Here is a 15178-nt window from a genome sequence, read left to right as displayed (position 1 = left end):
AAATTCAGGAATTCTGCAAAACAAAAATAACAAATTATCAATTAATTTTCTATAATGATAGTACACGATATTGGGTTGTACAGCAAATAGTTCCATAAGAAGAACAGGTCTATCTAACCGGTGTATTGATTTTTAGATTTTCCCAACTCTTTCAGCTCTACCCAGCGGCATGTTTACGGCAATAGTTTACGCCTGATATACTCCATTACCCTTTGAACCTGTTTAGCATGTGACAATCCAGTTATCCTTGCTATTTCGCTATAATTAGCCTCTGGGTTAAGCCTTAACGCCTTCAAGACAGCCTCTTCCCTTTCTGTGAAGTAACCACTGCCAATTTTATCATATATTTCTTCAATAATTACTTTAGCCAGTGCTTCCTCTGCAACATCAGGTACCTCTAATGCCTTATCTTTATTTGAAGCGTTCCCTCTGCTTCTATCTTCAACTGCTTGTTCAAATGAACAAACTTCTTTTTGTGAATAAGCTAAAAACCTTTTGTTTGCCTTCAATCCCTTCAAATAGTTCATAAGAACATTACTCTCAATATGATTAATAAAGTTCTCATAGAAAGAAAGTTTCGATGATGTGCAGTAATAATCATCTTCAAATAGCCGCCACAGCCGTTCAGAATATAGGCTTTCCAGTTCTTCTACCTCAATTTTATAGGTATTCCCCCACTGCCCAACATGCTTTTTAGCCTTTCCTCGGATTATCCCTGCCAGCTTTTTATATAACTTATCGAAGTACCCATCCTTCCATAAATCTTCAACTTCAATAATAAACTTTATCTTCGATGTCTTATACTTTCCAGACAGTCTTCTATATAAATCTGCTTCCCATTCCTGATAACTATATGTTATAGCTCCATGTGCTGTAATAAATAACATTTCTATCGCCTCCCATAATAAATAAGTTAATACTTTGCTATTTGTGACATAAGTAATGTATGGAAAGGCGGTTAATTGTGAAAAAAATTCTCATGATGTGTCAAACAATCAGAATTTAATAGTATTATAAGAGTGTAAGCACATGGGAGTATATTATATACTACTGTATATACTGCCAATCCCTCATACAGCATTTAGAACAGTATTAATGATAATGGTAAGGGAAGAAGTCAAGGCAAATTTCCTGTATCGCAACATAATAAGTCAATGAGCAGTTAAAATAATGTTGTGTTTGGCTGCTCTGATTAGAAGCCCGTTACTTAACAGATATAAATTTTGTGTTAGACTGTTCACCTGTATACCGCATTATTGCTGGGCTTCATGAATATCATTTAATTGCTGAAAGTTTTTTGGGTGTACATTTCGTTTAAATGCTAATGCAACATAACCTCTATACCGCCTCCTCCGTTAGTGTCATCATCTACTGTTTACTACATAAAAAGTCCAACCGGCAACAGTGTTATACTGCCATCGGCTGGAAGCTTCTGCTCATATGAACTTGGATATCACATTAATCTTGCTGTGACTGTTAATCAAATGACTATTATCAAGATTGACATAAATACGGGTTGTAGAAATGCTTGCGTGTCCCAACATCTTCTGTAGTGTAAACACATCCATTCCAGCCTTTACGCACTCTACAGCGAATGTCCTCCTGTACTGGTGAGGCGTAGTCTGTTTATTGGTTATCCCAGCCTGTTTGCCGTATTTCTCAAAATTCTTTATCACATTAAGAGTGTAAATTCTGCCTCCATAGGTCGAATTAAAAATGTATTCCTCATTGTTAGTCTTGGCAATATCAATCAGTCTTTGAAGGTGCTTGGCTGTCTTGGGGCTGATGGGTAAAATCCTTGTTTCTCTGGTCTTGGCAGTCTCGCTGCCGATTTTAATGGTCTTATCCTTATTGTTGTAATCATCAATAGTGACATTCAGCAGTTCATTTATCCTGACTCCACAGTCAAGTATAACAAGCATAATAACAAAATCCCTGTAATGTGAATACTCTGCCAAATCCAGCACCTTAAATATCCTCTTAATCTCCGCTGGAGTTAATGGCTCTTTTGTGTCTTTAGGAACTTTCACAAGCTTGATTTTTGCTGATACATCCTCGTTGATAAGCTTTTCAGAGTACAACCACCTCAAATAGCATTTAAGCGTTCGCAGCCTCAAATTCATAGTGCAGGGCTTATATTCCTTACCGAACATATAAGCGATATACTCCAAAAATAAGCCCTTTTCGACGAAACGGTCCTCGTAGTCCTTTACCTCAGTTTTCATCCACTCCTGCACATACCTCATAAAAGCAACATGGTCTTGAAGTGTTTTTTTTGCAAGCCCTTCGAGTTTTTTCACAGTCATAAACTGCTCGTGCTGCGAGAAAAAATCCTTCATACTAAAGCCCGAATTTTCCTCTTTTTCAGAGCAAAAAGGTTCTGAATAGTTGAATTTTTCATCCAAAGAAATGCGTTTTCTAGCCATTTGTAGACCCCCTTAGTATTTGAACCGTTATCCTGCTCCACGAAAAGGTCTACCCCTAAAACACAACACAAAGGTCTCAGAAAAACAAAAAGTGACTTGAATTTCCAACTTCCTTAGAAGTCTTGATTCAAGCCACTTTCATACGTTTGGAGGCGCCACCCAGATTTGAACTGGGGGATAAAGGTTTTGCAGACCTCTGCCTTACCACTTGGCTATGGCGCCGAATATTTGAGACTAGGAACTAAATATTCTTTAGTGACTAGTCTCTATTTGGAGCGGGTTACGAGATTTGAACTCGCGACTTTCACCTTGGCAAGGTGACACTCTACCGCTGAGTTAAACCCGCATATATAAGATTTTTACCTGAGTAAAAATCTTGGTGCCCAGAGCCGGAATCGAACCAGCGACACGAGGATTTTCAGTCCTCTGCTCTACCGACTGAGCTATCTGGGCAAGTTGGCGACCCGGAAGGGGCTCGAACCCTCGACCTCCAGCGTGACAGGCTGGCATTCTAACCAACTGAACTACCGGGCCACATGTGGTGGGCACTATAGGGCTCGAACCTATGACCCCCTGCTTGTAAGGCAGGTGCTCCCCCAGCTGAGCTAAGCGCCCACATGTCTGTCGCCGTCAAGCGACAATACATAGTATACAAAAATAATAATTCAAAGTCAATATCAAAAACCTTATTAATTTCAAATTACACAAATTAAACTCTCTATATCTGCTTAATTCTATTTCATGCTTGCTTATAGTAATTTTTCAAACACCACTCAATTAATGCTCTCAGCCCATTATTCGCCAATAAGTCCCTTTAGTTCCTGTTCAGTGAATTGATACTTTTTATTACAAAAATGGCAATGGAGTTCTGCGCCGTGCTGCTCCTCTATGATACTGCGTATTTCATCCTTTCCCACGCTGATAAGATTTCTTTCCATCCTGTCCCTGGAACAGTTGCATAAGTAGCGGCAAGGCGATTTACTATTAATCCTGAGATCTTTTTCACCGAATATTATTTCCAGAATGCTTTCCGGGGATTCCCCATAAGCTAGCAGCTGTGATACAGTAGGGATAGCATTTATTGTGTTTTCTATATAATTAATCAGGCTATCCTCGGCTCCCGGCATAAGCTGGATAATATATCCTCCGGCATTAATTATACCTCCATCGGTGTCCACTAATACGCCAAGTGCAACTACAGAAGGCACCTGTTCTGACAACGCAAAATAGTATGCAATATCATCCCCTATTTCCCCTGTAACCAGATCAACATACCCTATATATGGCTCCTTCAGCCCCAAATCCTTAATTACATTCATATAGCCTTCTTTGCCTATTGCTCCGCCTACGTCCAGCTTACCGGCTTCATTAAGCGGAAGCTCAACCTGAGGATTGTATACATATCCCCGCACATTGGCAGCTGAATCCGAAACAACAACAAGCCCACCGATAGGGCCATTACCTTTAATTTGTATTGTAACTGTATCTTTTTCGCCTTTAAGCATCTTAGACATTATGGCAGCCGCTGTTATTGTCCTGCCCAATGCAGCAGAAGATACCATAGAAAGGTCATGGGTAGCTTTCGCTTCCCTAACCATATTTGTAGTGGTCGCCGCAAAAGCTCTTACGGTCCCTCCGGCAGCAGTAGCAGCAATAATATAATCTTCGGTTTTGTTTAGACTTGTATACTCTTCACTCATAATATTCTCCTGTCACCTTTCTTACATAGCCTGAAGCTGCAACATATTGAAAACCCCGGTATATAATATTATATACCGGGGTAATTACTGGCTACTAGAATTTATGTTAAAGTCTAATTAACTTTAATTACATAGCCTTCTGAACATTAGCTGCCTGAGGGCCTTTTGCTCCTTCAACAACTTCGAATTCAACTTCAGCGCCTTCTTCCAATGTCTTGAATCCATCCATGTTTATTGCTGAAAAATGAACGAAAACATCGTTTCCTCCGTCTCTTTCAATAAAGCCAAAACCCTTTTCAGCATTAAACCATTTTACTCTTCCTCTTTCCATTATTGCACTCCTCCTGAAATAATTACTATGATTTGGTATGTATAGTATTCGTACCAATCAAACAATTAAAAGTTTAACACATGTCTAAACAGCTTGTCAATGAATTAATTTCATCATTATGTCAACAAAATCCTGTTATTTACCCGCTACAACCGCTCATTTCTTCACCTGGACATACCCCTACACATACACAATATTAAGGTTTCCATAAATATTTCTGTAAGTTTATTATCTCTCCCTGATCAAAAATTATTCCTTCCTCTTCAAGTAGTAACTTTTGAGCTTTACTTCCTCCAAATGCAAATCCTCCACTTAGCTCACCATTTCTGTTTACAACCCTATGGCACGGGACATCCCCATAATATGGATTCGCATGTAGAGCCCACCCAACAATTTTTGATTTCCTCGGCTCGCCGAGCATTTTTGCAATCTGACCATAAGTAGCAACCTTTCCCATGGGAATTTGCCTTACCATTCCGTATACATCTTCAAAAAAACCCATTTAGTACCCCTCAATTCCACTTTTTCCAACAATATGTATGTAAATAGTATAACTATTTATTTAGTCTTTCCCCTTTCCCGGCAAACAAAGAAATTTCTCAGGCTCTCATTAAAGGGAGGTTTAAACTCCATCTCGTTATAAATATTAATCAATTCCATCCCGGAATTATCTATAAGACGGGATACCTCCTTTTGAGTATAAGCCCTTTCAAGGTGTATTTCTTCATATTTCCTATAGTTTATTCCTTCACGCACAAAAAATGTCAGGTCAAATTGGCAAATACCTTTTCTTTTATCAAATCGGTTTTCCCATATATAAGTTATGTCGTCACCTACATCATAAAACACATTTCCATCCAGTACCTTGTCAAATTTATAGCATGTGTTTATATCAAATATAAAAAGGCCTCCAGGATTCAGGTAGTTGTTTACCAGCTTAAAAAGCTTTTGCAATTCTTTTTTTACTGTGACATAATTAACACTGTCCATAAGGCATACAACTGCATCAACCGTTCCATAAAGCTCAAATTCCGTCATGTCCTGATTAAGGTAAAGTATATTCGTACCGGCATTCTCAGCTTTGGAACGGGCACATGAAAGCATGTCCGGAGAAATATCTATACCTATCATTTCATAGCCCCTTTTTGCCATCTCCAGAGTAAAACTTCCCGTACCACAACCTAAATCAAGAATCAATGAAGGTTTTTGTCTGTACCTCTTGAATATTTTTTCGATGTAATCCGCCCATTTTTTATAATCAACATCATACATCATCTCATCATATATATAAGCAAAGTTAGTGTACATAATTACCCCCTGAATGCATATATTTTATTATAACACAAAAGTCAGCAAATCATATTTGCTGACTTTTTTCTGCTTGCATCATTTTTTTCCTTTTTGAAATCATTCCGCCAATTCTACCTGTCTCCTTTGCAGTCAAGCTTTTCCACCCATCACGCTTTACCTTTTCAAACAGGCCCAACTCAACTGCAATCTCGTATTTCAACTTCATATCCTCTTCTTTTTGCATCCTATCCAACTCTACACCTCCTACGAGCTCCAGTTAGCTCTTAAGGGTTCTTATTACGATTTTTAGTCTGTCACACAAACCCTTCAGCAGGTATTTTATGGAGAATATCGGATTTTATACATATAGTTTGGCCTTATGTGCCAGCTTGATAGATTTTATGAATAATTCACCAAGCATGTCACACTATCTTAGTTCCGCATCATTTCTATAGCTTTCTGAAGCTGCGTATCTTCTTCTGCAGGAATCCTCGAAACAGGAATGTTTTGATATTTCTCCGGGAGATTAATAACTTCATTGGGTTCTATTCCTTTTCCCTGTATGCATACCCCCGAGGGTGTAAAGTACCTTTGCACCGTTAGTTTTATCCCAGACCCGTCATCCAGTGTAAAAGATGCCTGAACCAAACCCTTGCCGTATGTTTTTGTTCCCACAAGAATTCCTCTCTTATTATCTTTTATAGCACCGGCAAGAATTTCCGACGCGCTCGCACTATTACCGTTCACAAGGACTACTATTGGCAATTTTATTTGGTTGGAGTCTGAATATTCAAACTCCTTCTTTCTATATTTATCTTCAGTGTAAACAATGGTACATTTGGGCAAAAGCAAGTCAGCCACATCTACAACCTGCCTGTAATACCCACCCGGGTTATCCCTCACATCTATGATTAATCCTTTTATTCCCTTATCTATCAGCTTATTAAGGCTTTTTTCAAAGTATTTGGCAATCTCACTGTCAAACTTCACCAGTTTGATGTAACCTATATTGTTTGATATTAATTTACTTTTAATATTCTCCTCTTTAATCTTCTGTCTTGTGATATCAATATCAACAAACCGCGTTTCAGATTCTCTAAATATTGTAATTTTCACTTTTGTGCCTTCTTTTCCTCTTATAAGCTTAATAATTGCATCTTCCTCCATTTTTGTTACATCAGTGCCATCTACCTTCACAACTTTATCCCCAGGCAAAACACCTGATTTTTGTGCAGGAGAATCTTCATATATATCCATGATAGTAAGAAGGCCATCACTATCCATTTTTACAGTAACACCTATACCAACAAAACTTCCTTCAAGCTCCTGCTCAAAAACCTGCCACTTTTCCTTAGGGTAATATGCAGTATACCTGTCACCCAGAGACTCTGCCATCCCCGCAATCGCCCCTTCAAGCATTATGTTTTCATCTACGCCCTTATAGTATTGAGACTTCAGTATATCTCTGACTTGATTGAATTTAGTAATATTCTCCTTGCTGACTACCTTTGTATCAAAAGATATACTGTCAGGATTCAGCTTATTCCATCCGATAAAGACAAATGCGGATATTGTGAAGGAAACTATGGAAGTCACAACCACCAATGTGATTAAAGTAATAAGATTACTTCTATTTTTATACAAAATTAACACTCCCCCTAAATTTCGGATTAAGAAATAGAAAGTAGTACTATTTACATCTCTTAATTTATAATATTTTATGCTTGCTTAGACATTATTAAACCCGGATTTTATCCGGGTTTAATAATCATATATATAGTTTGACTATTTTCCTTTTAAAAATGGCACAGGATTTGTGCAACTGCCGTTCTTTATAACCTCAAAATGCAGATGTGGTCCAGTTGACCAACCCGTAGAACCAACCTTGGCAATAGTTTGTCCTGTTTCCACTTCATCACCGACACTGACAAGTATCTTACTGCAATGAGCGTATAGTGTAGCTATATTTCCGCCATGGTCAATTACTACTGTATTACCGTATCCGGTTTCCCATCCTGCCTTAATGACCTTTCCTTTTGCTGCCGCTACTATAGAACTTCCCTTTTTAGCACCTATATCAATTCCTGTATGTAATTTCCGCTTTTTCAGCACCGGATGATACCTGTTTCCGTACTCAGATGTAATCCTGGATGAGCTGGGGCAGGGCCATTTCATTACTCCTCCGGTATACTTACCCTTGCTCATAAGGCTCTGAATCTTGGAATTAAGCTGTTTTGACAGTTTGTTCAGTTCATCTTCCTGTTTTTCCAGCTCTTCCAGTGTAATTTCGTATTTTTTTAAATCCTGCTCGACATCAGCTCTGGAAACCTTCAAATCTGTTATAGCCTTTTCTTTACTTCTAGCCTTCTCCAGTACTGCCAGCCTGGCTTCTTCCTTTTTCTGTTTCTTCAGTTCGACATCCTGACGGGCTACATCTAGTTCTTCCATGAGACGTTTATCATTTTTAGATACTAAAGATATCAGTTGCAAGCGTTCAAAAAAGTCTATAATGCTTTTTGATTCAATCAGCGTCTGCCAGTAGGATACGTTGGAATTCTCGTACATTACTCTCAGCCTTGTTTTAAGCAATTCCCTCTGGCTATCGTATTCCTCCTCTGCTGCATTCAATTCCTCTTCCAGTTGTCTGGCTATCTGCTCCAGTTCATTTTCCTCGTTTTTCAACTGGGCATATTCCTTTTCCTTCTTTTGCTGTACATTTTCAAGATACTCTTTTTCGTCCTTCTTAGTCTCTATCTGCTGCTTTACTTTCTTCTTATCGCTGGTTATCTTATTAAGCTGATTGTTTACCGAACTCCTCTGTTTTTTGTACTGGGATAGCTTGTCTGCCTGAACCTGCAGCACACAGCCTAATGTAATAGTAACAACAAGTCCGAATACTACTACTTTTTTCATTAGTTAAACCTCCGACAAATAACATTGTTAACCTTACATAATATAAAAAGCATCATACATGCAAGTATTTACGAATTGATATGAAACTTCCTATCGAACCTACGCAGGCTCCGATTAAAGAATAAATAAGGATTATGTTAGGAGCAACATCTTTTATACTAACCATTCTGAATAAGTCGATACCCATTTTAAAAAGATTGTCGCTTAACATATTTTCCAGAACATTGTAAAAATAGCTAGTCAATAAAAAGGCAAATAATGCACCTATTAAACCTATTATAACACCTTCTATGATAAAAGGCCAGCGTATAAACCAGTCAGTCGCTCCTATATATTTCATGATGTTTATCTCTCTTCTCCTGGCAAATACCGTTAGCTTTATAGTATTAGAAATAATAAACATCGAAACGATTAGAAGTATTATCAGAAGGAAAGCGCATATCAGAGGTACCCAGTAAGTAAGTTTTGTAATGATTTCAATCACCTGCTGAGGATATTTTACATTTTCCACTCCGCTCAAAGCCTTATAATAACTTACAATTTTCTCACTTTTTTGCGGGTCCTTAAGTTTGACGATATACGAAACAGGCATGAAACTCTCATCCAGGCCGGTTAATACGCTTTCTTTACCGTTAAGCATACTTTTTTTCATTTTATCGAAATTTTCTTTTTTAGTCACTGCAGTATATGATTGAATATCTGCATTATTCTTTATATCATCTTCAATCTGCTTTGTCTGGGTATCATCCAACTCAGGCAGGCAGAATACTTCTATCTCAGGCTGCTCCTTCAGCCCAGCAATATTATGATTCAAATTTATAGAAAAAAGAAAAAATACTCCGAAAATGACAAGAGAAGCAGTAACTATACTTAATGAAGCCAGAGACATAAGTTTGTTTCTGTATGCATTAAGCATACCTTCCTTAATTATATATTTGGTAGTTCTTATCTTCATCTCCGTATAATCCTTTCTGTTGATCCCTTACTAAAATACCTTTATCGAGAGCAATAACCCTCTTTTTCATGGCATCTACAATACTTTTCTCATGAGTTGCAATGATAACTGTTGTACCCCTCTGATTTATTTCGTTTAACAGCTTCATAATTTCCCAGGAGGTTTCCGGATCCAGGTTTCCTGTAGGCTCGTCTGCCACCAAAAGTGACGGATTATTGACCAGTGCTCTTGCCAGGGCAACCCTTTGCTGTTCACCGCCGGAAAGCTGATTCGGATATACATTTGCCTTTCTGCTTATGCCTACAAGTGCCAGAGCCATAGGCACCTGACGCCTAATTTCCTTAGGAAGGGCTTCTGTTATCTGCATTGCAAAGGCAACATTTTCATATACAGTTTTATTAGGCAGCAGTCTGAAGTCTTGAAAAACCACTCCCAAACTCCTTCTTAGATAAGGAATTTCCTTCCTGTTCATGGAGGACACATCAAAACCGTTGACAATGACCTCTCCCTCAGTAGGATTTTCTTCCTTGAGAATCAGTTTTATCAATGACGATTTTCCTGATCCACTTGAACCTACAATAAAAACAAACTCACCTTTATTTATTTTAATACTTACATCTCTTAAAGCAACAGTACCATTCGGATACTTTTTAGCTATGTTTTTCAGCTCGACCACTCCACACACCCCAGTCAACTAAACAAAGTAATAATTTATTAAGGTAAAACATAAGATAAATTTTCGACAATTAATATAAAAAATCCTCTTAAACTTTAAACAAATTCTTGTCTGTTCTGACAAAATATGATTTATTCCATTAACAAAAATTCAGTAGTGTAATAAATCAATCCGTATCTTCATTATGATTTTTATCAAGATATTTCTTTACAAGCATAGCAAATTTAAGGATTATCGCATCATCAAACTTTGTGATGTCTAGACCCGTCACCTTCTGTATTTTATCCAGTCTGTACACAAGCGTATTTCTATGAACAAACATCTGTCTGGATGTTTCGCTTACATTCAGGTTGTTTTCAAAAAACTTTTGAATAGTCAAAATGTACTCAGAATCAAGGGATTCAAAAGATCCGCTCTTAAAAACTTCCTTCAGGAACAGTCTGCACAAGCTTTCAGGAAGTTGATAAATAAGCCTTCCTATTCCAAGATTGTTATAGTTTATTACTGATTTGTTACTCTCAAATATTCCTCCGACTTCCAGAGCAGTATGGGCTTCCTTGAAAGAGCGCCCTATATCAGTGATACTATCAACAACAGTACCTATACCGATCATCGCTTTTACCATGGATTCGGTACTCAGTGTATCAATAATCGTTTGAGCAGTTTTCTCGATCTCCCGGGTGTCCTCGGCATTTTTCAACTCTTTTATCAATACAACATTTTCATTGTCAAGTAATATGATGAAGTCCTTGGACTTGTTTGGGAATAACTCCTGAACAATCTCATGGGCAAATACTTCTGCGGACTTCTCAATATTTATCAGTATAACTACTCTGGGTATATTATGCGTAATATGGAGTTCACGGGATTTTACAGAAATATCTCCCGGTAAAACGCTCCCTGTCAGTATGCTCTTCAAAAAGCTGCCTTTATCAAACTTTTCATCATAAAAATTTTTTATATTCAATATGTTCATTGAAATCAGAAAAAGATATTTTTCACTTTCCTTATGGTCTGATGCAATAAATGATATAAACTCAAGCTTTCCTTTAATAAAAATTTTCTTTAAGTGAAAACCGTTGAAATTTATGATATCATTTTTATCTTCCAGCACTTCATTAATAAAAGAGAAAGCTTGTCCAACCTTATCTTCGTCCGAACATGCAATAATAGTACCGGTATCGTCTGTTATACCAAATTCCCAATCAATAACTTCCCTAATCTGAAGAACCAGATTTTGAAACAGCTTTTTTGACAACGATATTCCCCCTACCTGTTTTGAAAAAGCATGGAGTTATTTGATTAACCTCCAAAATAATTATACACTATTGGCAACATGCTGTAAAATTAATATAAAAATGAGGATTGCCTCTTTTGAGACAATCCTCATTTTTATATTAATTTAAGCTTGTTTAGTTAATAATTGTTCTTTCTGTTTCCTTATCAAACAGGTGAATCTTATTTGCATCAAAAGCTACTTTAATCTTATCTCCTGCTCTAACTTTTGTTCTGGCATTAACTTTAGCAGTAAATTCAACTCCGTCTATTGTCATATACAGGTTTGTTTCGGAACCAAGAATTTCAACAAGTGTAATCTCAGCTTCAACAACACTGTCTGACATTGATTCCAAAAATACTGCTTCATCATGAATAGCTTCAGGCCTTATACCTAAAACAACTTCTTTACCTATATAATCTGTTCCTTCAAGCTTTTTAGCCTTTCCTTCAGGAAGCTTGATATCGTCTTTTCCGAATAACAAATGCATTTCATCGCCACGCTTTACAAGCTGTGCGTTAATGAAGTTCATTTGAGGAGTTCCTATAAATCCTGCAACGAACATATTGCAAGGTCTGTCATAAAGAGCTGTAGGAGTATCAACCTGCTGAATGTAACCGTCTTTCATAACAACGATTCTTGTACCCATTGTCATAGCTTCTGTCTGGTCATGCGTTACGTATATAAAAGTTGTCTGTAAGTTCAGGTGCAACTTGCTTATTTCAGTTCTCATCTGAACCCTTAATTTTGCATCGAGGTTTGATAAAGGTTCGTCCAGTAAGAATACTTTAGGCTCACGAACCATGGCACGCCCTAACGCAACCCTCTGTCTCTGACCACCTGACAAAGCTTTTGGTTTTCTATCAAGCAAGTGTTGGATATCGAGAATTTTTGCAGCTTCCATAACTCTTCTCTTTATTTCATCCTTAGGTGTCTTTCTGAGTTTCAAACCAAATGCCATGTTATCAAATACAGTCATATGAGGATACAACGCATAGTTTTGGAAAACCATTGCTATGTCTCTGTCTTTTGGCTGAACATCGTTTACAAGTTTGTCTCCTATGTAAAGTTCACCCTCAGATATTTCTTCCAAACCGGCTATCATTCTTAATGTAGTAGTTTTACCGCATCCTGAAGGACCAACCAAAATGATGAACTCCTTGTCATCAATGTCCAAATTGAAATCGTTAACAGCGATAACTCCACCATCATATTTTTTGTAGATATTCTTTAATTTTAAGCTAGCCATCTTTTCCCCTCCTAATAATTATACGACACAACTAATATACACATCTATAATATATCACTTATCTGATATAGCAACTAGTACATTTTTTAACAAAATTATTTTTTTGTATTTAGTAACTTTGCATAAATGGCCTAAAAATACCATATGGAACATATCCTGGAATGCCGGTTTTATATATGTTATCGTCAGAATAGCGGCAGAGACATAAATTTGGAAATAATGTATTGAATTTTTATACATGATTTTGTATAATTATAACACCGAATAAATAATAAACTTATGTGTATGCTTGAAAATATATGGAAAACTACTGTGCTATGAGCCCTAGTTTACCCATATTATTATTTAGCTCACACAACACGCAAAATTAAAATTTCAGCTGGCTGAAACCGTACAACTGCAGGCAATACTTAAGGCATCTGCTATCACCTTGGGATTTTGCCTGCAGTCGCACGTTTATTCAGGTAAATGGAGGATTATAATAATGAATAGTTTTATGGAACCAATTATTAAAAAGGCAGAAATCCTGATTGAAGCTTTACCTTATATACAAAAGCTTTATGGAAAGACAATTGTGATAAAGTATGGCGGCAATGCAATGATAAATGATGAGCTTAAAAATTCCGTAATGGAAGACATAACTCTGCTGAAGTATATAGGTATGAATCCTGTAGTAGTCCACGGAGGAGGCCCTGAGATCAATAAGGCCCTGGAAAAATTCGACATAAAAAGCCAGTTTGTAAATGGTCTCAGAGTAACGGATGCAGCAACAATGGAAGTAGCCCAAATGGTTCTTGTCGGAAAAACCAACAAGGAAATAGTTTCTCTTCTAAATCAGAAAGGCGGTAATGCGATAGGCCTTTGCGGTATAGACGGAAGGTTGATAGAATGTGAACAGTATAAAACTACTGTTGACGGAAAAGAAGTTGACCTTGGCCATGTAGGGAAAATCACCAGAATTAATTCAAAAGTTCTTGACTTGATAGCCAGAGACGAATATATTCCTGTAGTAGCCCCAATAGGAGTAGGCCCTAATGGTGAAAGCTACAATATAAATGCAGATACGGTAGCAGGTGAAATAGCAGCAGCATTAAAGGCAGAGAAGCTGATGCTGTTGACCGATGTTGAAGGTGTAAAAATGTCCAAAGACAGCAGCGACATTCTGACAGCGCTTACAGCAAAGGAAGTCCATGACCTTATAGATAAAAAGGTTATCGACGGTGGTATGATACCAAAAGTATTGGGTTGTATAGAAGCTTTGGAAAAAGGTGTCGGACGCACACACATAATCGACGGCAGAATTCCCCACTGCATATTGCTTGAAATTTTCACCTATAAAGGTATAGGTACCATGATAATGAAGGAAAAAGTATTATACCATAGTCAGGAACAGATATAATAAGATGGAACAAAGCCCGGAAATCCGGGCTTTGTTCCATTATAAGGGCTGGTATGTTTTTATACAAAAATTTTTTTTAAAATTCATCAAAAACTAGCAAATTTTTGAAGGAATTTATATCATTTTGCAGAATATTATTTATATATAGTTAAGATTTGAAATGAACTGGTTTGAGAAAAAATACCCTAACTCTACCATGGCGTTTCAAAACCTTAATTTACAATCTCATAATAAAGAGTGGGGGCTAATGCTCTTGAATCCTAATTTTTCATCATCCATTTTAAAAGAAGGCTTGATCGTTAGTACCAGACTTGGATCAAGTGCTGCATGGTATAAGAACATCATTTACAAATGCGAAGAGGACAAAGCATATATTTGCCTTTTAGAAAGCTATCTGGAAAACATTATTGCAAAAGATCTGAAAATTACATTAAAGCTTACAAATGAATTTTTTGAATACCTGTTTGAAGGAAGCATATCAGACATATGTCCGGAGTATCCATCACACGTCCTTATGACCATACATAAAGTTGAAGAGCTTGTCAATACCAGAGCATTTCCCAGATACGACATTTACCTGCCAGCAAGCATAAAGCCATTATGGGAAGATACAAAGAATTTTTCTATTGTTACAAATATATGCCTTGGCGGTATTGCTTTCTTATCAAAACATGAATTTGATTATGGCGAAGAATCGGAAGTATCTGTTTATCTGCCCGGGAATCAGACAATATCCGGCAGGGGCAAAGTAATAAGGAAAAGTGTTAAAAACGGACAGTTCAGCTATAGCATGCAGTTTGTAGATATGACCGAAGAAAACAGTATTATACTTTCAAACTATCTCGCTGAACTGGATGAGGATATAGCTGCCCTGCAAGTGAATTTCTTTGAAAATATCAGAGGACTTATATAGACAACGTTTTCCAAATGTCAAACATATATTGAAAACCTTGTTAAGTAAAT

Annotated in this window: 15 protein-coding genes and 5 tRNA genes; 2 read left to right on the top strand and 18 right to left on the bottom strand. The window is 37.2% G+C overall.

Annotated elements, in window-relative coordinates:
* Positions 1–173: 173 nt before the first annotated feature.
* The 18 genes from N3I35_14575 to ugpC form a co-directional block, all read right to left on the bottom strand.
* Positions 174–887 carry a hypothetical protein gene (locus tag N3I35_14575; protein ID MCX8131305.1) on the bottom strand — a complete coding sequence of 238 codons (714 nt, stop codon included), beginning with the start codon at positions 885–887 and terminating at the stop codon, positions 174–176.
* A 549-nt stretch (positions 888–1436) separates the two neighbouring features.
* Positions 1437–2426, bottom strand: coding sequence for a tyrosine-type recombinase/integrase (locus N3I35_14570; protein ID MCX8131304.1), 990 nt, complete (start codon positions 2424–2426; stop codon positions 1437–1439).
* A 147-nt stretch (positions 2427–2573) separates the two neighbouring features.
* Positions 2574–2648: transfer RNA gene (locus tag N3I35_14565), tRNA-Cys, on the bottom strand.
* A 49-nt stretch (positions 2649–2697) separates the two neighbouring features.
* A tRNA-Gly gene (locus N3I35_14560) sits at positions 2698–2772 on the bottom strand.
* A gap of 31 nt (positions 2773–2803) precedes the next feature.
* Positions 2804–2879: transfer RNA gene (locus tag N3I35_14555), tRNA-Phe, on the bottom strand.
* Between the two features lie 4 nt (positions 2880–2883).
* Positions 2884–2960, bottom strand: a tRNA-Asp gene (locus tag N3I35_14550).
* 5 nt (positions 2961–2965) lie between these two features.
* Positions 2966–3041: transfer RNA gene (locus tag N3I35_14545), tRNA-Val, on the bottom strand.
* A gap of 179 nt (positions 3042–3220) precedes the next feature.
* Positions 3221–4126 (bottom strand): Hsp33 family molecular chaperone HslO, encoded by a 906-nt coding sequence (gene hslO, locus N3I35_14540; GenBank protein MCX8131303.1) that lies wholly within the window; start codon positions 4124–4126, stop codon positions 3221–3223.
* Positions 4127–4253: 127 nt separating this feature from the next.
* Complete coding sequence (locus tag N3I35_14535) at positions 4254–4457, bottom strand: cold-shock protein (GenBank protein ID MCX8131302.1); 204 nt, start codon at positions 4455–4457, stop codon at positions 4254–4256.
* Positions 4458–4653: 196 nt separating this feature from the next.
* Entirely contained in the window at positions 4654–4959 is a 306-nt protein-coding gene (locus N3I35_14530) for an MGMT family protein (protein MCX8131301.1), read from the bottom strand.
* A gap of 56 nt (positions 4960–5015) precedes the next feature.
* Entirely contained in the window at positions 5016–5765 is a 750-nt protein-coding gene (locus N3I35_14525) for a class I SAM-dependent methyltransferase (GenBank protein MCX8131300.1), read from the bottom strand.
* A gap of 49 nt (positions 5766–5814) precedes the next feature.
* Positions 5815–5991, bottom strand: a complete 177-nt coding sequence (locus tag N3I35_14520; protein ID MCX8131299.1) for an alpha/beta-type small acid-soluble spore protein — start codon at positions 5989–5991, stop codon at positions 5815–5817.
* A 188-nt stretch (positions 5992–6179) separates the two neighbouring features.
* Entirely contained in the window at positions 6180–7391 is a 1212-nt protein-coding gene (locus N3I35_14515) for a S41 family peptidase (GenBank protein MCX8131298.1), read from the bottom strand.
* A 141-nt stretch (positions 7392–7532) separates the two neighbouring features.
* Positions 7533–8660 carry a peptidoglycan DD-metalloendopeptidase family protein gene (locus N3I35_14510; GenBank protein ID MCX8131297.1) on the bottom strand — a complete coding sequence of 376 codons (1128 nt, stop codon included), beginning with the start codon at positions 8658–8660 and terminating at the stop codon, positions 7533–7535.
* Between the two features lie 52 nt (positions 8661–8712).
* The gene (gene ftsX, locus N3I35_14505; GenBank protein ID MCX8131296.1) at positions 8713–9615 is read right to left on the bottom strand and encodes a permease-like cell division protein FtsX; all 903 of its coding nucleotides are present in this window, start codon (positions 9613–9615) and stop codon (positions 8713–8715) included.
* Complete coding sequence (gene ftsE / locus N3I35_14500) at positions 9584–10291, bottom strand: cell division ATP-binding protein FtsE (protein ID MCX8131295.1); 708 nt, start codon at positions 10289–10291, stop codon at positions 9584–9586. Before ftsE ends, ftsX begins: the two co-directional genes overlap by 32 nt.
* 166 nt (positions 10292–10457) lie before the next feature.
* Positions 10458–11549, bottom strand: coding sequence for a helix-turn-helix domain-containing protein (locus N3I35_14495; GenBank protein MCX8131294.1), 1092 nt, complete (start codon positions 11547–11549; stop codon positions 10458–10460).
* Between the two features lie 154 nt (positions 11550–11703).
* Positions 11704–12816, bottom strand: a complete 1113-nt coding sequence (gene ugpC / locus N3I35_14490) for a sn-glycerol-3-phosphate ABC transporter ATP-binding protein UgpC (protein MCX8131293.1) — start codon at positions 12814–12816, stop codon at positions 11704–11706.
* Positions 12817–13300: 484 nt separating this feature from the next.
* Between ugpC and argB the strand changes: the two genes are divergently transcribed.
* Both argB and N3I35_14480 read left to right on the top strand, forming a co-directional pair.
* Complete coding sequence (gene argB / locus N3I35_14485) at positions 13301–14215, top strand: acetylglutamate kinase (GenBank protein MCX8131292.1); 915 nt, start codon at positions 13301–13303, stop codon at positions 14213–14215.
* 253 nt (positions 14216–14468) lie between these two features.
* Positions 14469–15128 (top strand): PilZ domain-containing protein, encoded by a 660-nt coding sequence (locus N3I35_14480; protein ID MCX8131291.1) that lies wholly within the window; start codon positions 14469–14471, stop codon positions 15126–15128.
* Positions 15129–15178 lie beyond the last annotated feature (50 nt).

It is taken from the genome of Clostridia bacterium (assembly GCA_026414765.1).
Lineage (GTDB): Bacteria > Bacillota > Clostridia > Acetivibrionales > DSM-27016 > SKW86.
Note: the sequence above shows the minus strand (reverse complement) of the source record. Positions and strands in the feature narration are given on the sequence as shown.

Excerpts from the sequence above, each read along its gene's own strand:
- N3I35_14510 (MCX8131297.1), bottom strand. The coding sequence starts at position 8,660 with ATGAAAAAAGTAGTAGTATTCGGACTTGTTGTTACTATTACATTAGGC.
- N3I35_14575 (MCX8131305.1), bottom strand. The coding sequence starts at position 887 with ATGTTATTTATTACAGCACATGGAGCTATAACATATAGTTATCAGGAA.
- hslO (MCX8131303.1), bottom strand. The coding sequence starts at position 4,126 with ATGAGTGAAGAGTATACAAGTCTAAACAAAACCGAAGATTATATTATT.
- N3I35_14530 (MCX8131301.1), bottom strand. The coding sequence starts at position 4,959 with ATGGGTTTTTTTGAAGATGTATACGGAATGGTAAGGCAAATTCCCATG.
- N3I35_14525 (MCX8131300.1), bottom strand. The coding sequence starts at position 5,765 with ATGTACACTAACTTTGCTTATATATATGATGAGATGATGTATGATGTT.
- ftsX (MCX8131296.1), bottom strand. The coding sequence starts at position 9,615 with ATGAAGATAAGAACTACCAAATATATAATTAAGGAAGGTATGCTTAAT.
- N3I35_14520 (MCX8131299.1), bottom strand. The coding sequence starts at position 5,991 with ATGCAAAAAGAAGAGGATATGAAGTTGAAATACGAGATTGCAGTTGAG.
- ugpC (MCX8131293.1), bottom strand. The coding sequence starts at position 12,816 with ATGGCTAGCTTAAAATTAAAGAATATCTACAAAAAATATGATGGTGGA.
- N3I35_14570 (MCX8131304.1), bottom strand. The coding sequence starts at position 2,426 with ATGGCTAGAAAACGCATTTCTTTGGATGAAAAATTCAACTATTCAGAA.
- N3I35_14535 (MCX8131302.1), bottom strand. The coding sequence starts at position 4,457 with ATGGAAAGAGGAAGAGTAAAATGGTTTAATGCTGAAAAGGGTTTTGGC.
- argB (MCX8131292.1), top strand. The coding sequence starts at position 13,301 with ATGAATAGTTTTATGGAACCAATTATTAAAAAGGCAGAAATCCTGATT.